Below are 24,220 nucleotides of genomic sequence, written 5' to 3'. Positions count from 1 at the left end.
CTCTCCACGCTCGCCGGCGCTGGCCGGCACCGGCCCAGCTCCGGCGACGCCGGAACCGTCCCGCCAGCGTACGCCGACGGGGCCGGTTCCGGCGGGCCGGTGGGCGCTCGGTCAGACCTGGCGGGGCTCGGCGGCGGACGTGTCCCCGCCCTCGGCGTCGGCCTGGTCGGCGATCTCGCGGGGCAGTCGCAGCGGCAGCGGCTCACGGACCGGTTTCGCCTCCTGGCCACGGTCGACCACCAGGCCGTCCAGGCACTCGGCGAGCGGCCCGGCGCTGGCCGGGTCGGTGGCCACCGGGCCCTGGAAGACGCCCCGGACCATCCAGCGCGGCCCGTCGACGCCGACGAACCGCAGGTTCGTCGGGCCGTCCGGGGTGCGCACCTGGGCGTGCAGCTCCGGGCCGTACTCGCCCTCGACCTCCTGGGCGGCGGCGCCGTCGCTCAGCAGCGACTGTCGGATCTCCTCGCGCACCTCGTCCCAGATCCCCTCGGACCGGGGGGCGGCGAAGACGCCGAGCTGCAGCGCGTTGTCCCCGTGCACCAGCACCACCTGCTGGATCACGCCCTGCGGGTCGGCCTGCACCCGCACCTCCACCTCGGCCACCGCCGGGATGTGCAGGCTGCCGAGGTCGAGTCGCTGCACGTCGTCGTCGACCTCGGAGATGTCGTACGGCCCGCGCACGAGCGCCGGCGCCGACGTCCCGGTGCCCTCGTCGAGGACCTCGGTGGTCCGCTCGTCGCGGGTGTGCCGCCCGGCATCGGCCCGCTTTCGGGAGAAGATCACTGCGCCCACCCTCCGCTGTTCACAATCACCCTGCCACCTCTTCCGTCTGCCCGTGGCCCGGCTCGGCCGGCCGCTGGTCGGCCCACTCCTGGCCGGCCGGTGACGGCACCAGCCCGGCGTGCCCGCCGGTCGAGCCGTGCCCGCCGGCCCCGCGCGAGGACCCGGGCAGCTCGGCCACCGGCTCGAACCGCGCCCGCGCGACCCGCTGGACCACGAGCTGGGCGATCCGGTCGCCACGGGAGATCTTCGCGGGCGTGTCCCGATCATGGTTGATCAGGTTGACCATGATCTCACCCCGGTAGCCGGCGTCGACCGTACCGGGCGCGTTGAGCACCGTCACGCCGAGCCTGGCCGCCAGGCCGGACCGAGGGTGGACCAGGCCCACGTAGCCGTCCGGCAGGGCGACGGCCACGCCGGTGGGCACCAGGGCCCGACCGCCGGGCGGCAGCTCCACGTCCGCGGCGGCCACCAGGTCGGCCCCGGCGTCGCCGGGATGGGCGTACGTGGGCAGCGGCAGCTCGGCATCGAGCAGCCGTACGGGCACGGGTACGACGTCGGTCACGGGTCCCCTCTTCGTCCGGTTGTCTCCGGTGACCCTGCCATCCTGCCGGTTGGCCGGCCCGCCGTGCGCCGTACCCTCGCAGGAGTGAGCATGTCGCCCTCCCCGTCCGCCGATCGGCCGCCAACCCCGGCCCGTCCGGCGTACGCCGAACGGCTGGACCTGCCCTGGTGGCTGTGGCTGACCGGGCTGGTGGCCGCCGCGCTGCTGGCCGTCGAAATCTGGATGGGCGGCCCCGGCGTCCGGGCCTGGCTGCCCTTCGCGGTGCTGCTGCCGGTCACCGCCGCCGGGCTGTGGTGGCTGGGCCGGATCCGCGTCGCGGTCGCCGACGCCGAGTTGCGGGTGGACGACGCCCGGCTGCCGGTGCGCTTCGTGGCCGACGTGATCCCGTTGGACGTGGCCGGCCGCCGTGAGGTGCTCGGGGTGGGCGCGGACCCACTCGCCTTCGTGGTGCAGCGGCCCTGGATCGGCGGCGCCGTGCAGGTGGTGCTCGACGACCCGGCCGACCCGACCCCGTTCTGGGTGGTGAGCACGAGGCGTCCGGTCGAGTTGGCCGAGACGGTGCTGGCCGCGCGGGACGCCGGCCGGCCTGCCGACCGTACGGCCGGCGAGCCGGGCTGACCGACGCCGACGACCCCGCTCAGGTGCCCGTCGGCGGGCCGGGCAGGGCCGGCGGCGGCGCCGGCCGGGCGATGCCGCGACGGCGCAGGTCCACCTGGAGCTGGTCGGCCATCTGCCGGGTGGCCCGGCGGTTGAGGAAGCTGGCCACCGCCGCGCCGGTCAGGAACGGCCCGAGCGTGGTGAGGTTGCGCCCGAATCGGCGCAGCAGCATGTCCCGCATCTCCTTGCGGGCGGCGGTGCCGAGCACCGCGCCCACGCCCACACCGGGCACCATCGGGTTGACCCCGCGCTGGGTGGCCCAGGAGTGCACCAGGGCCACCGCCCGTTGACTGCCGGCGCCCGGCAGCGACACGCCGTGGATCTCGTGCAGCTCACCGATCAGTTTCAGCTCCACCGCCACGACGGCGACGGTCTCGGCGGCGAGCAGCACGGGCGCGGAGAGCAGCGTGGGCGCGACGGTCCATTCGACGGCGGCGACTCCCCCGCCGGCCGCGCCGATCCCGGCGGTGGCGCGGGAGGCGTTGCGGATCAGTCGCTCGGCCAGGGCGGCGTCGTCCAGGCCGGGAAAGTGTCGACGCAGGGTGGCCAGGTCCCGCACCGGTACGTGCGGGGCGATCTCGGCCACCGCGTCGGTCATCCAGCGCACGGCGGCGCGGGGCTTGAACAGGTCGGAAATGCCTCGGCTGCGGGCCTGCCCCACCATCCGTGTGAGCAGTTGCCGCCGCCGGGCCGGCTCGATGTCGTCCGCGGTCAACGCCGCGACGGTGGCGCCGAGATCGTCCGCGCCGTCGTCGGTGGTGTCGCCTCGATCGCTCATGGGTCGGACCTCCCGGTGGTGTGGCTACCCGCTACGAGTCAAACAGGTACCCACCGGCGTCGCACGCCTACACCGGTAGCGGCGGCCCCGATCAGGAGGCCGCCGCCGGTGTCGTGAGTGTCAGACGCACTCTCGGCAGATCAGCTCGCCGTTGCGCTCGACCGCCAGCTGGCTGCGATGGTGGACCAGGAAGCAGCGGGCGCACCGGAACTCGTCCTGCTGCATCGGTAGCACCTTGACAGTGAGCTCCTCGTCGGCCAGGTCGGCACCGGGCAGCTCGAAGCTCTCGGCGACCTCGGCCTCGTCGACGTCCACCGCGCCCGACTGTGAGTCGACGCGCCGTGCCTTGAGCTCTTCCAGGCTGTCCTCGCCGAGGTCGACCTCGTCGCGACGCGGGGCGTCGTAGTCGGTGGCCATCGGATGTCACTCTCCCATATCGATGTTGTCGCTTCCGGTTGTAACGCCGGACGACGCTGTTTCGGTTCCGCTGGCCGGCAACCACTTGTGTCGGGCACCCGACCCGCGGGACCGTACGGGTCGGGACCGCTGGGGCCACTCCCCTGCGAGCGCGGAACCTTACCCCCCCTTGGGCGAGGCATGTATACCGCCCTTGCGGCTGAGATGTACGCCCCCGCACGCGAAGTTGTTCCCAATGTGATTCAGGCGACACGAAGATAGGGGTAGTAGTACCCGGTTCAGGGTCGGCGCGCCGGCATGTCGGACTGTTTCCACGCGACGGCCGGACAACCGTTAACCTCAGCGGCGTATTCGACGGCCGGCGGTCAGTGCGATCGTTGGCGGCCGCCGCCACCCACCTGAGGTCCCGGGAGCGCCCAGATGAGTTTTGCGCGAGTGCGAGCACTCGTCGTCGTCGGCCTGCTGGGGGTCCTGGCCCTGGCGTTCGTGATCACCGCGATCGTCCGCGACAGCCAGGGCGAGGCCGGCGCGGCGGGCGGCTGCCCGGACGGTTGGCCGTTGGCCGACGTCACCCTGCACGAGCCCAAGGACGTCAAGATCAACGTCTTGAACGCGACCGACGAGCCGGGCCGGGCGGGCGCCGTCGCCGACGACTTCCGCAACCGCAAGTTCCAGGTCAAGAAGGTCGGCAACGCGCCCAAGGGCATCGACGACGTCGCCGTGCTGAAGTTCGGCCCCAAGGGCGTCAGCTCCGCCCACCTGCTCAAGGCGTACTTCCTCAACAACGCCGAGCCGGTCTACGACGACAAGCGCACCGACGACACCGTGGACGTGGTGTTGGGCAACGGCTTCCAGCAGCTCGCCACCACCACCGAAGTCAACCAGTCCCTCGGCGACCTGGGCCCACCGGTCGCGCCGGCGGGCTCCTGCCCGTCCCCCGCCGCCAAGAAGTGACGGCGTAACCGGGCCGTCCGCCCCGCGCCGAGCATCCGGGTCCACCCCGGCGGAGCGGTCAGGGGCCGCCGGAGGCGTCCAGGGCGGCCAGCCGGTCGTGCAGCCCGGCGAAGAGGGCGGGCGGGGCCGCGATCACCAGGTCCGGGCCGGGCGGGCGACCGGCCAGGCCGGAGACCCGCACGCCCGCCTCGGCGGCCACCAGCCCGCCGGCGGCCAGGTCCCAGGCGGCCAGGCCCTTCTCGAAGTACGCGTCCAGCCGCCCCTCCGCCACCAGGCAGAGGTCCAGGGCGGCGGCGCCGAGGCGGCGGATGTCCCGCACCGACGCGATCAGTCCGGCCACCACCGACGCCTGGTGCGCCCGTCGGCCGGCGTCATAGCCGAAGCCGGTGCCGACCAGCGCCTGCCCCAGATCCGTCTCGCCGGAACAGCGCAGCCGGACGCCATCGCGCCAGGCGCCGCCACCAGCGGTGGCGGTCCACTCCTCGCCGGTGTGCACGTTGCGCACCACGCCGGCGACCACCACCCCGTCCACCTCGGCGGCCAACGACACCGCGCTGTACGGCAACCCGTAGAGGTAGTTCACGGTGCCGTCGATCGGGTCGACGATCCACCGCACGCCGCCCGGCTCCGCCGGACCGGTGTCCTCCGTGCCGTACTCCTCGCCCAGGACCGCGTCCCCCGGCCGCAGCGCGCGCAGCGCGTCGAGGACCTGCCGCTCGACGGCCCGGTCGGCCGCCGTGACCACGTCGGTGACCGTGCTCTTGGTCGCCGCCACGGAGACGCCCTCGACCCGCATCCGGTACGCGGTGGCGGCGGCGTCCCGCGCCACGTCGAGCGCGATCGCCAACAGTTCCCGCGGTGTCGGCGCCGAACGGTCCATTCCAGGGTCCCTTCCCGTACGACCGGGGCGTTCCGGGCCGTGCGCGAGTATCATCCTTACAAAGTCCACATCTGCGCCGAATCGGCGGTCCCGCTGCCGTTACGCCGTGCGGCGCAGGATGATCGCCGCAGACGGCGTTACAATTCACCCCTGCCCACGCGCCACGGACCGCCGACCACCGGCCGGCCCGGGACACGGGGGTCCCTCAACCACATCGCCCGGCCCGGTTGCCCCACGCTGTGCCGGACGACCCGGCCGTGCCCGCTCTTCGCCTCCGGAAGGTCATTCGTGACAGAACCCCGCCAGCCCGGCGCCGACGTTCGCTCGCTCACCGACACCCTGATCGCCCACGCGCAGAGCGCCGGTGGTCAGCTCACGTCGGCCCAGCTCGCGCGCACCGTCGAGACCGCCGAGGTGACTCCGGCCCAGGCCAAGAAGATCCTGCGGGCGCTCTCCGAGGCGGGAGTGACCGTTGTGGTGGACGGCTCGGCGAGCACCCGCCGCCGGGTCGCCGCGGCCCGCTCGACGACCCCCGCGTCCCGGGCCACCACCGCCAAGACCACCAAGAAGGCCGCCGCGCCCGCCCCGAAGCAGGCGCCCGCCTCCGACGCGGCGCCGTCGACGCCGGCGCCGCGCAAGGTGGCCGCTCGCAAGGCCGCCGGCAGCACCGCCGAGGTCGCCGCCGCCGCGGCCACCCCGGCGAAGGCGACCAAGTCCACCCGCGCCACCAAGGCGACTGTCGCCGCGGCGGCCGGAGCCAAGCCGGTCAAGGCCGGCGGCAAGGCCAAGGGCGAGGGCGCCGAGGGTGAGATCGACCCCGAGGAGCTCGCCGCCGTCATCGAGGACGTGGTGGTGGAGGAGCCGGCCGAGCTGGCCCAGGCCGCCGAGACCGACGCCGCCGCGTCGGCCACCGACAACGACTTCGAGTGGGACGACGAGGAGTCCGAGGCGCTCAAGCAGGCCCGGCGCGACGCCGAGCTGACCGCCTCCGCCGACTCCGTCCGGGCGTACCTGAAGCAGATCGGCAAGGTCCCGCTGCTCAACGCCGAGCAGGAGGTGGAGCTGGCCAAGCGGATCGAGGCCGGGCTCTACGCCGCCGAGCAGCTGCGCGCGGCCGACGAGGGCGAGGAGAAGCTCGCCCGGGAGATGGTCCGCGACCTGGGCTGGATCTCCCGCGACGGCGAGCGCGCCAAGAACCACCTCCTCGAGGCCAACCTCCGTCTGGTCGTCTCCCTGGCCAAGCGGTACACGGGGCGCGGCATGGCCTTCCTGGACCTCATCCAGGAGGGCAACCTCGGCCTCATCCGCGCGGTGGAGAAGTTCGACTACACCAAGGGCTACAAGTTCTCCACGTACGCCACCTGGTGGATCCGGCAGGCCATCACCCGCGCCATGGCCGACCAGGCCCGCACCATCCGCATCCCGGTGCACATGGTCGAGGTCATCAACAAGCTCGGCCGCATACAGCGCGAGTTGCTCCAGGACCTGGGCCGCGAGCCCACTCCCGAGGAGCTGGCCAAGGAGATGGACATCACACCCGAGAAGGTGCTGGAGATCCAGCAGTACGCTCGGGAGCCCATCTCGTTGGACCAGACCATCGGCGACGAGGGTGACAGCCAGCTCGGTGATTTCATCGAGGATTCCGAGGCTGTGGTCGCCGTCGACGCGGTCTCGTTCTCGCTCCTGCAGGACCAGCTCCAGCAGGTGCTTCAGACGCTCTCCGAGCGTGAGGCGGGTGTGGTACGCCTGCGCTTCGGCCTGACCGACGGTCAGCCGCGGACGCTGGACGAGATCGGTCAGGTCTACGGGGTGACCCGGGAGCGGATCCGGCAGATCGAGTCCAAGACGATGTCCAAGCTGCGTCACCCGTCCCGGTCGCAGGTCCTCCGGGATTACCTGGACTGAGCCGGTTTCGTCAACCGGACGTGTCGTTTTGATCACCTGGTGTGCAACACCAGATGGTGATCGTCCGGATGCACGAATGTGATCGTTGACGTGGCACCCTGGGTTCACGGCACACTGTCCCTGCCATGTGTGACCTCGGTCCCCCGCGGGCACACAGGGAAGGCAGTGCCCGGCACGGGTGTTGCACGATAGGTGAGCAACGACCGAAGAGATTGTTCATCGGTGACGACCAGAGGAGGAAGGCGATGAACTCGACCCTCACGCCGCCGCCCGAGACGGTGGTTCCCCCAGCCGCCGATGAACGGTGCGACCGCTGCAATGCTGCCGGCAAGCTCCGGATCACCCTGGCGGGTGGGAGCGAACTGGTGTTCTGCGGGCACCACGCGAACAAGTACGCGGAGGATCTCGTGAAGATCACCGAGCGGTTCGCAACGGAGCCCGACTTCAGCTGGCGTGGCGCCGATCTGATGGCGAACTAAATCCGCAAACCGACATAGCCGGCCGGAGGCACCCCACGGGGCGCCTCCGGTCGGCTTTTCACTTTCTGCCCAACCGCGCCCCGCGACTCACCGGCGTCGCACGCTCGGTGCACGGGGGCTAGAGGGTCTGCACGGTGGCGATGCGTTCCTCGAGCTGCTCGATGGTGGCCTGGGCGCTCGGCGGGCCGCCGCAGAGCCGGCGCAGCTCGGCGTGGATCTTGCCGTGGGGTTGGCCGGTGCGATGGTGCCGGGCGGCCACCAGAGCGTTCAGTTGACGCCGGAGCGCCACCCGGCGTTGGGCGGCACTCATGGGTACCGGCGGTGCCGCGGTGGCCGCAGCGGCCGGCTGAGCGGCCCGCTCGGCGGTACGGCGGCGCTGGGCGGCGAGTTGGTCGGCCTGCCGTTTGGTGAGCAGCAGGGAGACCTGGTCGGCGGTGAGCAGGCCGGGCAGGCCGAGGTACTCCTCCTCCTCGGGGGTGCCGGCCTGGGCGGCGGTCCCGAACGACGCGCCGTCGAAGATCACCTGATCCAGTTCGGCGGTGGCCGAGAGCGCGGCGAACCGCTTCTCCAACTCCCCGCTGGCCTGGTCGTCACGCTGTGCCCGTTCCAGCAGCTCGTCGTCGAAGCCGTCGGAGTCCTTGGGTTTGCCGAGGACGTGGTCCCGCTCGTTCTCCATCTCGCTGGCCAGCCCGAGCAGGTGCGGCACGCTGGGCAGGAAGACCGACGCGGTCTCGCCGGGGCGGCGGGCCCGCACGAACCGGCCGATCGCCTGGGCGAAGTAGAGCGGGGTGCTGGCGCTGGTGGCGTAGACACCGACCGCCAGTCGCGGGATGTCGACCCCCTCGGACACCATCCGCACCGCGACCAGCCACCGCTGGTCGGACGCCGCGAACGTCGCGATCCGCGCGGACGCGCCCTGGTCGTCGGAGAGCACCACGGTGGCCTTCTCGCCGGTCACCTGCTCGATGAGCTTGGCGTAGGAGCGGGCGGTCTGCTGGTCGGTGGCGATGATCAGGCCACCGGCGTCGGGCATGCCGGCGTTGCGCAGCACGGTGAGTCGGGCGTCGGCGGCTCGCAGCACCTGGGGCATCCAGTCCCCCGCCGGGTCCAGGGCGGTACGCCACGCCTGCGCCACCAGATCCTGGGTCATCGGCTCGCCGAGGCGGGCCGCCAACTCCTCCCCGGCGTTGGTGCGCCAGCGGGTCTCCCCGGAGTACGCGAGGAAGAGCACCGGCCGGACAACTCCGTCGCGCAGCGCGTCGGCGTAGCCGTAGACCGAGTCGGCGTGGGAGCGCAGCAGCCCGTCACCGCCCCGCTCGTAGGTGACGAACGGGATCGGGTTGTCGTCGGAGCGGAACGGCGTACCGGTGAGCATCAGCCGGCGTACGGCGGGCTCGAAGGCGTTCTTGACGCCGTCGCCCCAGGAGCGGGAGTCGCCGGCGTGGTGGATCTCGTCGAGGATGACCAGGGTGCGGCGGGTCATGGTGCGCCGCCGGTGCACCTGCGGGGCCATCCCCACCTGGGCGTAGGTGACCACCGCGCCGTGGAAGTCGGCCGCCGAGTGCACGTCGGCGTTGCGGAACGCGGCGTCGAGCTGAATGCCCACCCGGGCCGCGGACTCGGCCCACTGGTTCTTCAGGTGCTCGGTGGGCGCGACCACGGTGACCGCCTCGACGGTGCCGTCGCCGAGCAGTTCGGCGGCGATCCGCAGGGCGAAGGTGGTCTTTCCGGCGCCCGGCGTGGCGACCGCGGTGAAGTCCTCGGTACGCCGTCGCAGGTACTCCACCAGGGCCTTGCGCTGCCAGGCACGGAGTGCCGGGAACGTCTCGAGCACCGGCGTCCGGGCTGCCACGCGAAAGCTCCTCTCCGACCGCACGAGGGCGGACACCGGGCGAGGGCCACGAGTACCGCCGCCCATGAAAACGCCTCCGCGCAGAAGCTGCCGCGAAGGCCGACTCAGCATAACCAGCGCGGGCCCGCGGGCCCAGGCGACACCACGCCTGTCACATTCACCACCGGAGCACGGTCAGCCTCACCACTCCCGGTCGGCGCGCGGATCGGCCCCGTTCGCACGCGGTGGCCGCAGCGTCGCCACCGGGGCGGACCAGCGGCGGCGCAACGCGATCAGGCGCAGCCCGACCACCCCGACAGCGGCGGCGGTGAGTGGTGCCGGCCCGGTGTGGCCGGTGACGTACAGCAACGCCACCGCGACCGATCCGGCCAGGGCGGCCACCGCGTAGATCTCCCGGCGCAGCACCACCGGGATCTCGGCGGTCAGCAGGTCCCGGCCGAGCCCGCCGCCGATCGCGGTGAGCATGCCGATCAGGCAGGCGCCGACCGCCGGCACCCGGGCGTCGAGCGCCTTGAGCGTGCCGGTGACGGTGAACAGACCGAGGCCCGCGGCGTCGAGCACCAGCACCGTGGTGCGCAGTCGGGCGAGCTGTGGGTGCAGCCAGAAGACGGCGAGCGCGGTGATCGCCGCGGTGGCGGCGTACCGCCAGTCGGCGAAGGCGAGCGGCGGTACCTCGTCGATGACCAGGTCGCGGAGGATCCCGCCGCCGAGCGCGGCCACGAAGCCGACGAACGCGACGCCGAACAGGTCGAGTCGTTTGGCCACCGCCGCCGAGGCGCCGGAGGCGGCGAAGACCGCCACTCCGGTCAGGTCGGCGAGGAGCAGGGCGGTGGAGGTGGTCACCGCCGCAGGCTACGTCGCCGGCCGGAGCGCCGGCCGGGGTTCACTCGCGGTACGAGTCGTAGATCTCCTTGCACTTGGGGCAGACCGGCGAGCCCGGCTTGGCCGCCTTGGTGACCGGGAAGGTCTCCCCGCAGAGCGCGACGACGAAGGTGCCCATGACGGCACTCTCGGCGATCTTCTCCTTGCGGACGTAGTGGAACATCTCGGGACCGGTGTCGGCGTCCTTCAGTTCCGGACGCTCGAGAACCTCTGTGCTCACGTCTGCACCTCCAACCGTCAAGTTTGGCAGGTCATCACGGCCGGGTCCACTTGAGCCCGGTCGGGGTCCCACCCCGTACCGTGCCGGTGTGACTGACTTTCGCATCAGCTACGGCACCGAGGTCGCCGAAGCCCTGCGCGACGGCCGGCCCGTCGTCGCCCTGGAGAGCACCATCGTCTCGCACGGCCTGCCCCGTCCGCAGAACCTGCGGGTGGCTCGGGAGATCGAACAGGCGGTCCGGGACGCCGGGGCGGTGCCGGCGACGATCGGCATGATCGGTGGCGAGCTGGTGGTCGGCCTGGACGACGCGCAGCTGACCCGGCTGGCCACCGTCGATGGCGTGACGAAGCTCTCCGTCCGCGACCTGGCCGTGGCGGCGGCGACCGGCGCGGACGGCGCCACCACCGTCGCGGCGACCAGCGCGGTGGCCGCCGCCGCCGGGATCGGGGTGTTCGCGACCGGCGGCCTGGGCGGGGTGCACCGGGAGGCGGCGCACACCTTCGACGAGTCGGCCGACCTGGTCACCCTGGCCCAGACCCCGATCACGGTGGTCTGCGCCGGGGTCAAGTCGATCCTCGACGTGGGCGCGACGCTGGAACGCCTGGAGACCCTCGGGGTCGCCGTCATCGGCTATCGCACCCGCCGGTTCCCCGGCTTCTATCTCACCGACGCGGGCTTCGACCTGGACTGGTCGGTGGACTCGCCGGAGCAGGTCGCCGCCGTGCTGGCCGCCCGGGACGGGCACGCCGTGCACCTCGGGGGCCTGCTCGTCGCCAACCCGCTGCCGGTCGACGAGCAGCTCGACCCGGAGCTGCACGACCGGACCCTCGCCGAGGGCCTGGCCCTGCTGGAGCGGGACGGGGTGACCGGCAAGGCCGTCACGCCGTACCTGCTGGCGCACTTCCACTCGGCCACCGAGGGCGCGAGCCTGGCGGTGAACGTCCGGATCATCCTGCGCAACGCCGACCTGGCCGCGCGCATCGCGGTCGCCGCGGTCGCCCGCACCTCCGCCGTCCCGGCATGACCCGTCCGGCCCGCGTGGTCGTCGTCGGGGACGTGATCACCGACGTGGTGGCGGTGCTGTCCGGGCCGCTCGCGGCCGGTTCGGACACCGGGGCCGAGATCAGTTTCGGCGGCGGCGGGCAGGCGGCCAACACCGCCGCCTGGATCGCCGCGCAGGGGGTGGCCGTCACGCTCGTCGGCGCGGTCGGCGACGACGACGCCGGGCGCGACCGGATGGCCGAGCTGGACCGTGCGGGCGTGGACTGCGCGGTCGAGCGGGTGGTGGACGCCCCGACCGGCACGGTGATCGTGCTGGCCGCCGACGGCGAGCGGACCATGGTCACGTCGCGGGGCGCGAACCTCGCGTTGAGCGCCGAGCACGTGGAGAAGGCCCTCGCGGCAGTGCCCGACGCGGGGCATCTGCACCTGTCCGCGTACACCCTGTTGGACGCCGGGTCGCGAGGCGCGGGGTTGCGGGCGCTGGCCGCCGCCCGCGAGCGCGGGCTTACCACAAGCGTCGACGCGGCGTCCGCGGCGCCGCTGCGGCGGGTCGGCGCGCGGACCTTCCTGGGTTGGGTACGCGACGTCGACCTGCTGCTGGTCAACGCGGACGAGGCCACGGTGCTGGCCGGCGGGCTGGACCCGGCGGCACAGGGGCGCGCGCTGTCGGCGACGGCTCGGCGGGTGGTGGTCAAACGTGGCGCGGCGGGAGCGGTCTGGGTCGACCGCACGACGCCGGTCTGCACGGCTCCGGCCCGCCGGGTGGCGGTGGTGGACGTCACGGGCGCGGGCGACGCCTTCGCGGCCGGTCTGCTCACCGCGTGGCTCGCCGGTGCCAGCCCGACCGCGGCACTGAGCCGCGCCACCGACCTGGGCGCGCTGGCCGTCTCCACAGCCGGCGCACGGCCCCAGCCGTAAGGGCCGGCGCACGGCCGCAGCCGCAGCACGGCCGTGACGGTCGAGCCCTGGCCCGCTCGCGGGTCAGGGCTCGACGTCGATGACCTTGTGCGGGCGCTCGTCGGCGGTGAGACTCATCGGCGGCGCCTCGTCCTGCCGCCGGGGATGGAACCGATTGGCCAGCCGGTGCTCCTCCTTCGGCGGCCGGTCGTTGGCCAGCAGCACGGCCAGCCACGGAATGAGCACCATGCCGAGGGCGCACAGCGGCAGCCAGACCCAGAGCAGTGGGGCGTTCGCGCCGACCAGGATCGCGCCCGCGATGATGCAGGCCACCCGGATGCCCATCATGAGGACGTAGCGGCGTTGACGGCTGGTGAGCTGATCATTCTGGCTGCGCGAGGCATCGGTGATCAGTATCGGCTGGTACGCCTGACGCTTCACCATGGACCTCCTCGAAGGGATTACGCCCCATCCTGTCACCACCGAAGCGTGATCAGCGAAAATTGACCCAGCCCGGTACGTGTTACGCGCGTGGTACGCTGCGCGATGTGGGCAGCAGGTTCAGCTTCACCGACGAGGCGTTGGCCAACCTGAGGGTCTACGACGTCACTCCCGGGGAAGTCTGGGAGGCGCTGCACAGCCCTCGGCGGGTCATCCGCCACCTGGGCGACGACGTGATGGTGGTCTACGCCGCCGCCCGGCGGGGCCGCCGCCTGGCGGTGCTGCTCGCCGAGGCCGACGGCACCGACAACGACTGGGACATCCTCTCCGCCCGCGAGCTGAGCGACGTCGAGTCGAAGCGCTACGACGAGGCCGTGCGGAGAGATCGCCGATGAGGAGGCCGTGACGATGCACCGTAACGACGCGACCAAGCAGTTCCACAGCGGCGACGACCGGCTCGCCGACCTGATCGACGACAGCCCGGCGGTGGACCTGCCCACCCCCGACACCGACGTGCCGATGGTGAGCCGATCGGTGCGGCTGCCGCTGGAGACCTACGAGCGGGTCCGCACCGCCGCCGACGCCCGGGGCATCGGGGTCACCACCCTGATGCGGCAGTGGATCGAGGCCGGCCTGGCCGACCTGGACGACTCCGCCACCGTCTCCCTCGCCGACGTCCGGCGGGCGCTGGCGTCGCTGGCCCACCCGACCGCCGCCTGAGCGTCAGCCCCCCGCAGCCTTCGCCGCAGCCTTCATCTGCTGCTTGTACTCCCGCACCCGGCGCAGCGAATCGGCGTCGGTGACGTCCGCCACCGACCGGTACGCGCCCGGATCGCCGTACCCACCGGCCGCCTCCCGCCAGTCCTGCGGGGTCACCCCGAACCGCTTGCCGAGCAGGGCCACGAAGATCTGCGCCTTCTGCTTGCCGAAGCCGGGCAGCCCGGCGACCCGCCGCAGCAGCTCCGGCCCGTCGGCGACGTCGGCCCAGAGCAGCGCCGCGTCACCGTCGTAGCGTTCCACGAGCACCTGGCAGACCTCCTGCACCCGGGCCGCCATCGCCTTGGGGAACCGGTGCAGCGCGGGCGGCTGGGCGAAGATCGCGACCAGGGCTTGCGGGTCGTAGCCGGCCAGCTCCGCCGCGTCCAGGTCGTGGCCGAGGCGCTGGGCGAGCACGTACGGCGAGGAGAACGCCTTCTCCATCGGCACCTGCTGATCCAGGGTCATGCCGATGAGCAGGGCCAGCGGACTTCGCTCCAGCAGCCGGTTGGCCTCCGGATCGATGGGCAGCACGAGCGTCATACCTGCCATCTTGCCTGGCGCGTCGCGGGCGGACGCGACGCCCCACTGACTTCGGCGCGTCTCACCGGCCACGTAGCTGGGACCAGGGACCTGATGCCGATAGTCTCGGTGGGTCCTGGAAAGGAGATGGCCGTGCCGAGTCTGGAGAGGCCACGCGTCGAGTACCGCACACCGGAGGATCTGGTCCGGGACGTCACCGCTGGACTGGTACGAATTCCGCCGTTCCAGCGGTCCTTCAAGTGGGAAGCGGCGGACATCGTCCGACTTTTTGACAGTCTGCTACGGGGCTTCCCGATCGGAAACCTACTGTTGTGGCGACGCCCAGCGCCGGCGCAACGCCTCCAAGTCGGCCCGCTCGAAGTCGTGGCACCCGAGACAGCAGCAGCTCTCTGGGTTGTCGATGGTCAACAGCGCATCGTGTCTATCGTCGGCGCTCTGACCCGGGCCGACCGCTCGATCGATCCACGTTTCCGGGTTCATCTCGACCTCGACACCGGCGAGTTTCACACCATCGGCAACCGTCAACGACCACCGCGTTCCTGGGTGCCCGTCAGCTCCCTGCTGGATACCGCGATCCTGCTTCGCTGGATGCGGGACAACTCCGACTGGCTCTCGGATGAGCAGCTTGCCCTCGCCGATCAGGCGGCCAAAGCGATACGCGAGTACCAGATTCCGACGTACGTCGTTCACTCGGCCGACGAGAACGCGCTACTCGAGATCTTCACCAGAATGAACACCACCGGAAAGCGGCTTACCAAATCCGAAGTCTTCCAGGCGTTGCACACCGGCGCCGTCAACGACGAGCTGAGCAGCCTACATGGCCTTGGCCAGGTTCCGGCCACGCTCGGGTTCGGAACGCTCGACGATCGGCTCGCCCTGCGCTGCGTCCTCGCATATCGGGGCGGCGACATTTTCCGAGAGGACTTCCGGCAAGAGTTCGGCCCCCAGGACGACCCGGCCGAAACACTACGTGAAGTCGCGGCACGACTGCGCGAGGTGGTCGAGTTTCTACGTGGCGAATGCGGTATTCCCCACATCAGGCTCTTGCCCTACTCCCATGTACTGCCGATCTTGGTGCGGTTCGTCCGCTTGCACGGAACACCGAGCGGCCGACCGGCTACCTTGCTGCGTCGCTGGGTCTGGCGCAGTGCCGTCGCTGGTACCCGCGCCCGTGGGGTCAGCGTCGCCGACGTCCGAAATCAGGTGCAGTCGGTGGACGCGCCCGATGCATTGACCGCTGCGACCAACGTCTTGCGACAGGTGCAGTCCTTCCCGGACTTCGCCGCAGAGTTGGACAAGGTGCATTTCAACCACGCAATGACCAAGCTCAACACCCTGGGGCTCCTCTCGGCCGAGCCGCGTGATCTCGGCAGCGGCGAGATCATCGACATCACCCGGCTGTTGGAGCAGGGCAGTCCGTTACGGCCGCTACTGCCAGAAAACGGCGACAAGGCCCGTGGCACGGTCGCTAACCGGTTTGTGCTACCACCCGGGGAACGCCTCACCCGCTCGGCCCTGGTAAGTGCTTCGCCTACCGTCGCGGCCAGCCATCTGATCACCGAGGATGCGGAGGCCCTCGCGTTGCACGATGACTGGACCGGGTTCCTGGAACTACGGGCTGACGCATGCCTCCGAACCATTACTCGCCACGTGAACCGCATGGCCGAGTGGGGCGCACGGGACGGGCAATCACTCGCGGACGTTCTGCGAACGGCCGCGTGACATGGCAGGAACGACAGCCGTGGTGCGGCTGCATGGCCGTCGGGTCGGCGAGCTCCAGTTTGTTCAGGGCGGGTCCGAATTCATCTATGAAGATGACCTTTCCTTCCCCAACCATCAGGTACTTGGTCAGATCTTCGAAGACGATCCCAGATCGGTCCGACGCACACGCGTCGGCCTGCCGCCCTGGTTCGCCAACCTGCTACCCGAAGGCGCACTGCGGCGTCAGATCATTCGTGAACTCGGGGGCGGGAGAGTAGGCGACTTCACCCTGCTGCTCAGAGTGGGCAGCAACCTGCCGGGTGCCGTAACGGTGCACGCCGACAGCGAGCCGGAGGACGATTTTCTCCCGGAGGTGGGGGAGCAGATCGACCATCCGCTACGCCACTCGCTGGCGGGTGTCCAGCTCAAGTATTCAATCTCGGCTGACCGACTCACCGTGCCGGTCAGCGGGCAGGGCGGTTGGTGGATCGTGAAGCTGCCCGACCAGGGTCTGCGTGAGCTACCCACCAATGAGTATCTGACAATGAGGTGGTTGGCAGCAGCGGGATTCCCAGTCCCGGCAGTGCACCTCCTGCGTGCGGATGAGGTCAAAGGTCTACCCGATGGACTGGTCCGCCCGGCCGATCTCGTATACGTCATTCAACGGTTTGACCGCATACCCGGGGAACGCATCCACGTGGAGGACTTCGCCCAGGTCGCGGACGTCGATCCCAAGTTCAAGTACAGCGAATCGGGTGCCTCATACGATAGTCTGGCCGCAGCGATCCGGCAGCTGACCGGGGACAGCGGGTACCACGACTTCATTGCTCGCCTTGTCGCCCTGCTAGTGGTCGGCAACACAGACGGGCATCTAAAGAACTGGGCGATCAGATACGCGGACGGACGGACTCCTCACCTCGCCCCTGTTTACGACTTCCACTCTCTGTCGCTCTACTCCAACTTTCGTTGGGCTCCGCTGGCGCTCAGCCTGAATGGTGAGACGGTGCCAAGCGCCATCACCGGCGATCATTTTCGGCGCCTAGCGGAGCGAGCTGGTGCGGACCCGGAGCGGACCTTTGACACGGTGAAGCAGACGGTGGCACGGCTGCGAACGACGTGGACCACGATTATGGTGGACGAGGCCCGAACACGATTTGACGCTTTGGCCGCCCACTACACGGAGCGGCTCGACACCCTGACGATCTGCAAATCGGACGGCTAAGCCGCACTTAAGACCGCCCACGGCACGGCGTTGCTCGCGCGGCGGGTGACTGCCACGTAAATTAGCTCAATCAGCACCGCTGACGACACGGGTCTACCGGGTGCTGCTGACCCGAGGCACGACGGGGGGCAGGATGTCGGGGTGGACGAACACGACATGCTGCTCTCCCCCGCCGGCGTCGACGCGCTGCGGACCGCGCTGACCCGAACGGGGTTCACCAGCCACGGCATCGCCGAGCGGCTGGGCGCGCAGGCCACCGCCGCGGTCTCCCGCAACGACTACCGGGCCGCGCTGCGCGCCACCGAGGACGGCGACCCGTTCGGCACCCTGATCCGGGTGTTCATCTGCGACCAGACCGAGCCGGAGGCCGCGGTGGCTGCCGCGCTGGCGCCGCTGCGCCTTGCGGAGGCGCTGGCGGGCGGGCTGGTCGAGCGGTACGGCGACGGTCTGCGTGCCGGCGTCGACCTGGAGCCGTACGGCGACGACTGGTGGGTGCTCGCCGACGTGCCGGCCAGCGCCCGGCCGGGTCGTCCGCTGCACGCCGAGCACGTGCTGGGCATCGGCGGCGCCACCCAGACCCTGATCGGCGCGACCGTGCGCCGGCGGGTGGGCAGCGCGCTGGACCTGGGCACCGGCTCCGGCGTCCAGGCCCTGCACCTGGCCACCCACGCCGACACGGTGACCGCCACGGACCTCTCCGAGCGGGCTCTGCGCTTCGCCGCGACCACCGCCGCTCTCAACGGCCAGGACTGGGAGCTGCTGCGGGGTGACCTGGTCGCCCCGGTGGCCGGCCGTCGCTTCGACCTGGTGGTGAGCAACCCACCGTTCGTGGTCGGTCCGGGCACCACCACGCACGTCTACCGCGACTCGGGCCGGGTGGGTGACGCGATCGCCGCCGAACTGGCCTCCGCCGCCCCCGGCCTGCTCACCGAGGGCGGCACCATGCAGTACCTGGCGAACTGGGTGCACGTCGCCGGCGAGGAGTGGGACGAGCGGGTGGCCGGCTGGTTCGCCGGCACCGGCCTGGACGCCTGGGTGATCCAGCGCGAGGTGGCCGACCCGATGGCGTACGTCGACCTGTGGCTCACCGACGTCGGCGAGGGCGCCGACCCGCAGCGGGCGGCCGTCTGGCTGGACTGGTTCGACGCGCACAAGATCGAGGCGATCGGCTTCGGCATCGTGTCTCTGCGCCAGGGTGGGCACGCCGACCCGGTGGTCCGCGTGGAGGACCTGCGTCAGCGGGTCCAGCCGCCGCTGGGCGACCAGATCGGCGCCTGGTTCGACCGCCAGGACTTCCTGCGGGTACGCGACACCGAAGCGCTGCTCGCCGAGCGCTACCGGGCCACCGACGGCCTCCAGCTGCGTCAGGAGGCCACCATGGGCGACGAGGGCTGGGCGGTGGACCGGCAGGTGCTCGCGATGCCGCACGGCCTGCGCTGGACCGAGGAGATCGACCCGCTGGTGCTGGCACTGGTCGGTGGGGCCGACGGCCGGCTGCCGCTGCGCGACCAGCTCGCCCTGCTCGCGGCGGCCCACGACGTCGAACCCGCGGAGATGGCCGAGGCCGCCGGCCCGATCGTCGCGCACCTGGTGGAGCGCGGCTTCATCGAACCGGTGACCGCGTGATCCCGGTGCTGTGCGCGGTGGCGCGCTGATGCGGGCGGTGGTGCAGACCGTCGGGCGGGCCAGCGTGACCGTCGACGGTGAGGTGGTCGGCGCGATCGAGAACGGCCTGCTGGTGCTGCTTGGAGTGACCCACACCGACACCGCGCAGACCGCTCAGACCATGGCGCGCAAGGTGCACGAGCTGCGCATCCTGGACGGTGAACGGTCCGCCGCCGACACCGGCGCGCCGATCCTGCTGGTCAGCCAGTTCACCCTCTACGGCGACGCCCGCAAGGGCCGCCGTCCAAGCTGGACGGCGGCAGCCCCCGCCGAGGTCGCCGAACCCCTGGTGACAGCGGTGGTCGACGCCCTACGCGAACGAGGCGCCAAGGTCGAAACGGGCCGCTTCCGAGCCCACATGCTGGTGGAAAGCCTCAACATAGGCCCCCAAACCCTCCTCCTAGACCTCTAACCCCCGCCCCTCTTCCCGGTGATCAAGAGGTTTGCGTCAGAATCCGGCCCCAAGGTGACGCAAAGCTCTTGATCACCGGGGCAGCCGGGGGTTAGGAGAAGAGGCCTCGGCGGGACAGGGACTGGCGGAGCCAGGTGTCCAGTTCGGCGGTCCAGTCGGTGTTGTCGGCGGTGGCGTGCTCGACCGTGAACCGGCCGAAGGCGTCCCGCCCCTCGGTGAAGACGCCGCCGCGTTTGTCGACCTCCAGCACCACCTGCATCTGTCGCGCGTCGGCGATGAAGGTGACCTCCAACTGGTTGATCGAGCGGGCGTACTGCGGTGCCGGGCTGAACTCGATCTCCTGGTAGAAGGGCAACGTCTGCCGTACGCCGTAGAGGTGTCCACGCTCCACGTCGGCGCGCGCGAACCGGAAGCCCAGCCGCAGCAGCGCCTCCAGCAGCCGCTCCTGGGCGGGCAGCGGGTGCACCGACACGGCGTCCAGGTCACCCGTGTCGACGGCGCGGGCGACCTCCAGCTCGGTTCGCAGCCCCATCGTCATGCCGTGCAGGTGCTGCCCGTACAGCTCGGTGACGGGTGTCTCCCAGGGCACGTCGAAGCGGAACGGGAGATCGTGGCGCTGCCCCGGCTCCAGCCGGAACGCACCGGTGACCCGCTGGCGGTGGAACTCCTGGGTGGTGTCGTAGTCGTTGCCGCCGCTCTCCACCTCGACCCGGGTGACCAGGCCGAGCGTGACGTCGTCGATGTCGACCTGATGGTCGCCGCCGAGCACCTGGATGTGGCCCTCCAACTGCCCGCCGGGGCGGCAGTTCGGGTTGGCGAGCACCGTCTCGACCGAGGGGCCGCCGACCCCCATCGCCTTCATGAGCCGCTTGAAGACCACACCGTCCTCCATCGTCGGACCACGCCGACCCGGGGCGGCCGACCGTCCGCAACGTAGCCGGGCCGGGCACGCAACCGCCGGGATGACACACCGCGGCAACGATCCGGCCGGATTCCTGTCGGGTGCCCGATCGCCTCACTCCCGTTTCACGCCCTGCCCGCCAAGCTGTGTGTCACACCGGCACCACTGGGCCGGAGACACGGCACAGACGTGGACACGGGGAGAGACAGAGATGGTCCTGCAGATGACGGAACACCGGACGCGCCCGGCCACCAGCACCGAGACCAACGGGGCCGCCGAGGCCCTCACCGACCTGGACGCCACCGACGAGCGCGGCATCTCCACCGACCTGGTCCGGGCGTACCTGAACGGGATCGGCCGGACGAAGCTGCTGACCGCGGCGCAGGAGGTCGACCTGGCCCGGCGGATCGAGGCCGGCCTGTTCGCCGACGAGAAGCTCGCCACCTGCACCCCGGTCTCCGAGGAGCTGCGGGCCGACCTGGAGCTGATCGTCGTCGAGGGCCGCGCCGCCAAGGACCACCTGTTGGAGGCGAACCTGCGGCTGGTGGTCAGCATCGCCAAGCGCTACACCGGACGCGGGATGGCCTTCCTCGACCTGATCCAGGAGGGCAACCTCGGCCTCATCCGGGCGGTGGAGAAGTTCGACTACGCCAAGGGTTACAAGTTCTCCACGTACGCCACCTGGTGGATCCGGCAGGCGATCACCCGTGCCATGGCCGACCAGGCCCGCACCATCCGCATTCCCGTGCACATGGTCGAGCAGGTCAACCGGATGGTCCGGGCCCGCCGGGAACTGGCGGTGACGCTGGGTCGCGAGCCAGGAGTCGCCGAGGTCGCCCGGGCCCTGGACATCCCCGAGTTCCAGGTCATCGAGCTGATCTCGTACGACCGCGAGCCGGTCAGCCTGGACCAGGCCGTCGGCGACGACGGCGAGAGCGCGCTCGGTGACTTCGTGGCCTCGGTGGACCCGCGCACCGACCCGGGCGAGGGTGCCGCGCAGGGCGAACTGCGCAACGAGGTGAGCATCGTGCTGGCCACGCTGTCGCAGCGGGAGCAGGCGGTCATCCGGCTCCGGTTCGGGCTGGACGACGGCCGGCAGCGCACCCTGGACGAGGTCGGCCGCGAGTTCGGCCTGTCCCGCGAGCGCATCCGGCAGATCGAGAAGGTGACGTTGCTGAAGCTGCGCGCTCCGGAGCGGGCGCAGCGCCTGGAGGCGTACGCCTGCTGACGCACCGGATGAGCAGGGAAGGTCCCGGCGGTTCGCCGGGACCTTCCCTGCTGTCGGGGTGCTTGACTGTGGCGCCGACCGGCTCCGCGACGAGCGAGGAGAGTGCCATGAACTGGACGTTGGAAGTGGTGATCGTGCCGGTCTCCGATCTGGACCGGGCGAAGACGTTCTACGCCGACCAGCTCGGCTTCGCCGTCGACCACGACACGGTGATCAGCGACGACGCCCGCATCGTGCAGTTGACCCCGCCCGGCTCGGGCTGCTCGATCGTGATCGGCAAGGGCGTCGTCCCGGAGATGCCGCCGGGTTCGCTCAAGGGCCTGCAACTGGTGGTGCCCGACCTGAAGCGGGCCCACGCGGAGCTGGTCGCCCGTGGCGTGGAGGTCAGCGACATCCAGGTGGTGGGCCAGAACCCGAGCCCGGTGCCGGACCCGCTGGACAACGTCGGCTTCATCTTCTTCGCCGACCCGGACGGCAACACCTGGGGCGTCCAGCAGATCTCCAGCCGCGCCTGAGCAAGCCGCGCTCAGAGACGCCGGGGGCCGGTGTCCGGGCGGGCGGCCACCCCGCCCACCCGCACCTGGGCGTGCAGGACCGAGATGCCGTCCGGGCGGGCGAGCACCGGGTTGAGGGTCACCGAGCGCACGCGGGGCTGCTCGTCGGCCAGCTGACCGACCCGCAGCAGCAGGTCGGCCAGCGCCGCCCGGTCCACCGGCGCGGCGCCCCGGTGCCCCCGCAACAGCGGTGCCGCCCGGGGTTCGTCGACCAGCTCGGCGGCGTCGGTGTGGGTCAGCGGCACCGCCCGCCAGGCCCGATCGCCCAGCAGCTCGGTGGCGACCCCGCCGAGGCCGAAGCCGACCACCGGCCCGAACGCCGGATCTTCCACCAGCTCCACCACGCAGGCCACACCGGGCGGGACCATCGGCTGCACCAGCACGTCCGCGCCGAAGCCGGCGGCCATGTCGGCGTACGCGCGGCGGACGCTCGCCTCGTCGGGCAGATCGAGGCGGACCGCGCCCAGGTCGAGCCGGTGTCGCAGCCCCGCGGCCGCGGCCTTGAGCGCCACCGGGTAACCCACCCGCGCCGCCGCGTCGACCGCCGCGTCGACCGAGTCCACGGGCACCGACGCGACGGTCTCGATGCCGTACGCGGCCAGCAGCGCCTCCGCGTCGGTGCCGTCGGCGCGCAGCGCGGCCGCCGCGGCGTCCCGGTCGATCCCGGGCAGCTCGGGCGCGACCCCGGGCGGGCGGCGCAGCCACTCGGCGTACCGGTGCACCCGGGCGAGCGCCCGGACGGCCTCCTCCACGCCGGCGTACGCCGGCACCCCGGCCGGCAACCGACCGACCAGGAACGTCGCCACGGTCGGCTTGCCCAGGGCGAGGGCAGCCGGCAGCGCGGCGGTGACATCGGCGTCCACCTCGGTGCGTTGGCCGGGCAGGGGCGGGGCGAAGACCACGACGAGCGCGTCCACCCGGTCGTCGGCGGCCGTCTCGGCGAGGGCGGCGGCGAACTCGTCGGCGCCGGCGCTCGGCGCGACGTCGCGCGGGTAACCCTCGGCGACGGTCAGGCCCTGCCCGACACAGGCCGTGGCCGCCAGGCCGGTCAGCGCCGACGAGTTGCCGACCACGCCGACCCGGCCGCCGGCCGGCAGCGGCTGGTTGGCCAGCAACACCCCCACGTCGAGCAGCTCCGGCACGGTGTCCACCCGGATCACCCCGGACTGGGCGAACAGCGCGGCCACCGCCACCTCGTCCGGGCCGGCGGTATCGCCCACACCGGCCGGGCGGGCCGGCGAGGCAAGCGCCACGACCGGTTTCGCCCGGCCGATCCGCCGGGCCAGCCGGGCGAACTTGCGCGGATTGCCGAACGTCTCCAGATACAACATGATCACGTCGGTGCCCGGGTCGTCCTGCCAGTACTGCAGCAGGTCGTTGCCCGACACGTCGGCCCGGTTGCCGGCCGACACGAAGCTGGACAGCCCGAGGCCACGCCGGTCCGCCTCGGCGAGCAGCGCCACCCCGAACGCGCCGGACTGGCTGAAGATGCCGACCCGACCGGCCGGCGGCAGCGCCGGGGCGAGGGTGGCGTTGAGGCGTACCGCCGGGTCGGTGTTGGCCACGCCCAGGCAGTTCGGGCCCACCACGCGCATCCCGGCGGCGTGCGCCGCGCGGACCAGCGCACGTTGCCTGGCCGCGCCCTCCGGGCCAGCCTCGGCGAAGCCGGCCGAGATCACGACCAGGCCGTGCACCCCGGCGGCGGCCGCGTCCGCGACCACCGTGGTCGCCGCCTCCGGCGGGACCGCCACCACCGCCAGGTCCACCGCGACCCCGGCGTCAACCGCCGAGGGGTACGCGGGCAGCCCCGCCACCGTCGACGCGCTCGGGTGCACCGGCACCACCGCGCCGGTGAACCCACCGTCGCGCAGGTGCCCGAGCACGGCCGCGCCGACGCCCTGGCCGGTGGCGCTCGCGCCGTAGACGGCGATGCCTCGCGGGGCGAGCAGCCGGGCGATCGAGCGGGCCTCGGTGCGGTGCTCCCGGCCGCGCTGCACCTCGAGGGTCGCCTCCGTCGGGGCGATCGGGAAGCTCAGGTGCACCACCCCGTCGGCGTACGCGCGCTGCACCTGGTAGCCGAAGTCGGAGAAGACCCGCAGCATCGTCCCGTTGGCCGGCAGCACCTCGGCGACGAAGCTCAGGATGCCGTTGCGCCGCGCGGCGTCGGCCAGGTGCTCCATCAGCACCGGGCCGATGCCCCGGCCCTGGAAGGCGTCCTCGACCACGAAGGCGACCTCCGCCTCCGGCGCCTGCGGGCCGAGCCGCTCGTACCGGCCGACGGCGACGAGCCGGTCCCCGGCCAGCACCACGAACGCCTCCCGGTCGTGGTGGTCGACCGTGACGAACCGGATCAGATCCCGTTCCGGGATGCGCGGGTACGGCGAGAAGTAGCGCAGGTAGCGGGTGCGCTCGGAGAACCGGCTGTGCATCGCCACGATCGCCGGCGCGTCGTCCGGCCTGATCGGTCGCAACTGGACGGTGCTGCCGTCGCTGAGCAGCACGTCCACCGGCTGGTCCACGGTCGTCACA

At 71.8% G+C, this 24,220-nt stretch carries 26 protein-coding genes; 14 read left to right on the top strand and 12 right to left on the bottom strand.

The annotated features are described in order from the left end of the window. Positions 1 to 111 precede the first annotated feature (111 nt). Positions 112 to 783, bottom strand: a complete 672-nt coding sequence (locus ACFYPH_RS21135) for a DUF3710 domain-containing protein (RefSeq protein WP_387183987.1) — start codon at positions 781 to 783, stop codon at positions 112 to 114. Positions 784 to 808: 25 nt separating this feature from the next. After that, positions 809 to 1,345, bottom strand: a complete 537-nt coding sequence (gene dut, locus ACFYPH_RS21130) for a dUTP diphosphatase (RefSeq protein WP_354862500.1) — start codon at positions 1,343 to 1,345, stop codon at positions 809 to 811. A gap of 84 nt (positions 1,346 to 1,429) precedes the next feature. Here dut and ACFYPH_RS21125 point away from each other — a divergent pair, with 84 nt between their 5' ends. Beyond that, positions 1,430 to 1,963: a DUF3093 domain-containing protein gene (locus ACFYPH_RS21125; protein ID WP_387183984.1), complete on the top strand. Its 534-nt coding sequence runs from the start codon at positions 1,430 to 1,432 to the stop codon at positions 1,961 to 1,963. Between the two features lie 19 nt (positions 1,964 to 1,982). Here ACFYPH_RS21125 and ACFYPH_RS21120 read toward each other — a convergent pair whose 3' ends face one another. Both ACFYPH_RS21120 and ACFYPH_RS21115 read right to left on the bottom strand, forming a co-directional pair. Further along, positions 1,983 to 2,780, bottom strand: coding sequence for a hypothetical protein (locus tag ACFYPH_RS21120; RefSeq protein WP_387183981.1), 798 nt, complete (start codon positions 2,778 to 2,780; stop codon positions 1,983 to 1,985). Between the two features lie 120 nt (positions 2,781 to 2,900). Continuing rightward, a complete protein-coding gene (locus tag ACFYPH_RS21115; RefSeq protein ID WP_007075406.1) occupies positions 2,901 to 3,197 on the bottom strand; it encodes a DUF4193 domain-containing protein in 297 nt (98 codons plus the stop codon). 435 nt (positions 3,198 to 3,632) lie between these two features. Here ACFYPH_RS21115 and ACFYPH_RS21110 point away from each other — a divergent pair, with 435 nt between their 5' ends. Beyond that, complete coding sequence (locus ACFYPH_RS21110; RefSeq protein WP_354862507.1) at positions 3,633 to 4,151, top strand: LytR C-terminal domain-containing protein; 519 nt, start codon at positions 3,633 to 3,635, stop codon at positions 4,149 to 4,151. 58 nt (positions 4,152 to 4,209) lie between these two features. Here the strand turns inward: ACFYPH_RS21110 and ACFYPH_RS21105 are convergent, their stop codons facing one another. Beyond that, positions 4,210 to 5,031, bottom strand: coding sequence for an inositol monophosphatase family protein (locus ACFYPH_RS21105; protein WP_354862506.1), 822 nt, complete (start codon positions 5,029 to 5,031; stop codon positions 4,210 to 4,212). Positions 5,032 to 5,319: 288 nt separating this feature from the next. Here ACFYPH_RS21105 and ACFYPH_RS21100 point away from each other — a divergent pair, with 288 nt between their 5' ends. Both ACFYPH_RS21100 and ACFYPH_RS21095 read left to right on the top strand, forming a co-directional pair. After that, positions 5,320 to 6,936, top strand: a complete 1,617-nt coding sequence (locus ACFYPH_RS21100) for an RNA polymerase sigma factor (protein ID WP_355133600.1) — start codon at positions 5,320 to 5,322, stop codon at positions 6,934 to 6,936. A gap of 245 nt (positions 6,937 to 7,181) precedes the next feature. After that, positions 7,182 to 7,415 carry a hypothetical protein gene (locus tag ACFYPH_RS21095; RefSeq protein ID WP_234587953.1) on the top strand — a complete coding sequence of 78 codons (234 nt, stop codon included), beginning with the start codon at positions 7,182 to 7,184 and terminating at the stop codon, positions 7,413 to 7,415. A gap of 118 nt (positions 7,416 to 7,533) precedes the next feature. Here ACFYPH_RS21095 and ACFYPH_RS21090 read toward each other — a convergent pair whose 3' ends face one another. The 3 genes from ACFYPH_RS21090 to ACFYPH_RS21080 all read right to left on the bottom strand — a co-directional run bounded on the left by ACFYPH_RS21090 (position 7,534) and on the right by ACFYPH_RS21080 (position 10,369). Beyond that, complete coding sequence (locus ACFYPH_RS21090; protein ID WP_363940686.1) at positions 7,534 to 9,267, bottom strand: DEAD/DEAH box helicase; 1,734 nt, start codon at positions 9,265 to 9,267, stop codon at positions 7,534 to 7,536. 180 nt (positions 9,268 to 9,447) lie between these two features. Further along, a complete protein-coding gene (locus ACFYPH_RS21085) occupies positions 9,448 to 10,110 on the bottom strand; it encodes a trimeric intracellular cation channel family protein (protein ID WP_354863159.1) in 663 nt (220 codons plus the stop codon). A gap of 40 nt (positions 10,111 to 10,150) precedes the next feature. Further along, the gene (locus ACFYPH_RS21080) at positions 10,151 to 10,369 is read right to left on the bottom strand and encodes a DUF3039 domain-containing protein (protein WP_007456912.1); all 219 of its coding nucleotides are present in this window, start codon (positions 10,367 to 10,369) and stop codon (positions 10,151 to 10,153) included. Positions 10,370 to 10,457: 88 nt separating this feature from the next. Here ACFYPH_RS21080 and ACFYPH_RS21075 point away from each other — a divergent pair, with 88 nt between their 5' ends. After that, positions 10,458 to 11,393 (top strand): pseudouridine-5'-phosphate glycosidase, encoded by a 936-nt coding sequence (locus tag ACFYPH_RS21075; RefSeq protein WP_354863160.1) that lies wholly within the window; start codon positions 10,458 to 10,460, stop codon positions 11,391 to 11,393. Next, on the top strand, positions 11,390 to 12,289 hold the full coding sequence (locus ACFYPH_RS21070; protein WP_387183974.1) for a carbohydrate kinase family protein: 900 nt from the start codon (positions 11,390 to 11,392) through the stop codon (positions 12,287 to 12,289). Before ACFYPH_RS21075 ends, ACFYPH_RS21070 begins: the two co-directional genes overlap by 4 nt. A 63-nt stretch (positions 12,290 to 12,352) precedes the next feature. Here the strand turns inward: ACFYPH_RS21070 and ACFYPH_RS21065 are convergent, their stop codons facing one another. After that, positions 12,353 to 12,712 (bottom strand): DUF3099 domain-containing protein, encoded by a 360-nt coding sequence (locus tag ACFYPH_RS21065; protein ID WP_354861180.1) that lies wholly within the window; start codon positions 12,710 to 12,712, stop codon positions 12,353 to 12,355. Between the two features lie 104 nt (positions 12,713 to 12,816). Here ACFYPH_RS21065 and ACFYPH_RS21060 point away from each other — a divergent pair, with 104 nt between their 5' ends. Then, positions 12,817 to 13,104: a hypothetical protein gene (locus tag ACFYPH_RS21060; RefSeq protein ID WP_354861181.1), complete on the top strand. Its 288-nt coding sequence runs from the start codon at positions 12,817 to 12,819 to the stop codon at positions 13,102 to 13,104. 13 nt (positions 13,105 to 13,117) lie between these two features. Continuing rightward, positions 13,118 to 13,429 carry a hypothetical protein gene (locus ACFYPH_RS21055; RefSeq protein ID WP_354861218.1) on the top strand — a complete coding sequence of 104 codons (312 nt, stop codon included), beginning with the start codon at positions 13,118 to 13,120 and terminating at the stop codon, positions 13,427 to 13,429. A 3-nt stretch (positions 13,430 to 13,432) separates the two neighbouring features. Here ACFYPH_RS21055 and ACFYPH_RS21050 read toward each other — a convergent pair whose 3' ends face one another. Further along, positions 13,433 to 14,017, bottom strand: coding sequence for an HhH-GPD-type base excision DNA repair protein (locus tag ACFYPH_RS21050; RefSeq protein ID WP_387183971.1), 585 nt, complete (start codon positions 14,015 to 14,017; stop codon positions 13,433 to 13,435). A 123-nt stretch (positions 14,018 to 14,140) separates the two neighbouring features. On the opposite strand from ACFYPH_RS21050, the gene ACFYPH_RS21045 reads away from it, so the two are divergent. The 4 genes from ACFYPH_RS21045 (at position 14,141) to dtd (ending at position 19,008) form a co-directional block, all read left to right on the top strand. Continuing rightward, a complete protein-coding gene (locus tag ACFYPH_RS21045) occupies positions 14,141 to 15,730 on the top strand; it encodes a DUF262 domain-containing protein (protein WP_387183968.1) in 1,590 nt (529 codons plus the stop codon). A 19-nt stretch (positions 15,731 to 15,749) separates the two neighbouring features. Further along, on the top strand, positions 15,750 to 16,931 hold the full coding sequence (locus ACFYPH_RS21040) for a type II toxin-antitoxin system HipA family toxin (RefSeq protein ID WP_387183965.1): 1,182 nt from the start codon (positions 15,750 to 15,752) through the stop codon (positions 16,929 to 16,931). 141 nt (positions 16,932 to 17,072) lie between these two features. After that, entirely contained in the window at positions 17,073 to 18,557 is a 1,485-nt protein-coding gene (locus tag ACFYPH_RS21035) for a methyltransferase (RefSeq protein ID WP_387183963.1), read from the top strand. A 28-nt stretch (positions 18,558 to 18,585) separates the two neighbouring features. Beyond that, positions 18,586 to 19,008, top strand: a complete 423-nt coding sequence (gene dtd / locus ACFYPH_RS21030) for a D-aminoacyl-tRNA deacylase (protein ID WP_354861190.1) — start codon at positions 18,586 to 18,588, stop codon at positions 19,006 to 19,008. Between the two features lie 91 nt (positions 19,009 to 19,099). Here dtd and ACFYPH_RS21025 read toward each other — a convergent pair whose 3' ends face one another. Further along, a complete protein-coding gene (locus ACFYPH_RS21025; protein WP_387184220.1) occupies positions 19,100 to 19,888 on the bottom strand; it encodes a sporulation protein in 789 nt (262 codons plus the stop codon). A gap of 232 nt (positions 19,889 to 20,120) precedes the next feature. Between ACFYPH_RS21025 and sigB the strand changes: the two genes are divergently transcribed. Both sigB and ACFYPH_RS21015 read left to right on the top strand, forming a co-directional pair. Next, positions 20,121 to 21,137 carry an RNA polymerase sigma factor SigB gene (gene sigB, locus ACFYPH_RS21020; protein WP_387183960.1) on the top strand — a complete coding sequence of 339 codons (1,017 nt, stop codon included), beginning with the start codon at positions 20,121 to 20,123 and terminating at the stop codon, positions 21,135 to 21,137. Between the two features lie 107 nt (positions 21,138 to 21,244). Beyond that, complete coding sequence (locus ACFYPH_RS21015; protein ID WP_354861194.1) at positions 21,245 to 21,652, top strand: VOC family protein; 408 nt, start codon at positions 21,245 to 21,247, stop codon at positions 21,650 to 21,652. An 11-nt stretch (positions 21,653 to 21,663) separates the two neighbouring features. Here the strand turns inward: ACFYPH_RS21015 and ACFYPH_RS21010 are convergent, their stop codons facing one another. Further along, entirely contained in the window at positions 21,664 to 24,219 is a 2,556-nt protein-coding gene (locus ACFYPH_RS21010; protein ID WP_387183957.1) for a GNAT family N-acetyltransferase, read from the bottom strand. Position 24,220: the final 1 nt, after the last annotated feature.

The sequence above is a fragment of the Micromonospora sp. NPDC005252 genome (assembly GCF_042872475.1).
In the GTDB taxonomy this organism is placed as follows: domain Bacteria; phylum Actinomycetota; class Actinomycetes; order Mycobacteriales; family Micromonosporaceae; genus Micromonospora.
Note: the sequence above shows the minus strand (reverse complement) of the source record. Positions and strands in the feature narration are given on the sequence as shown.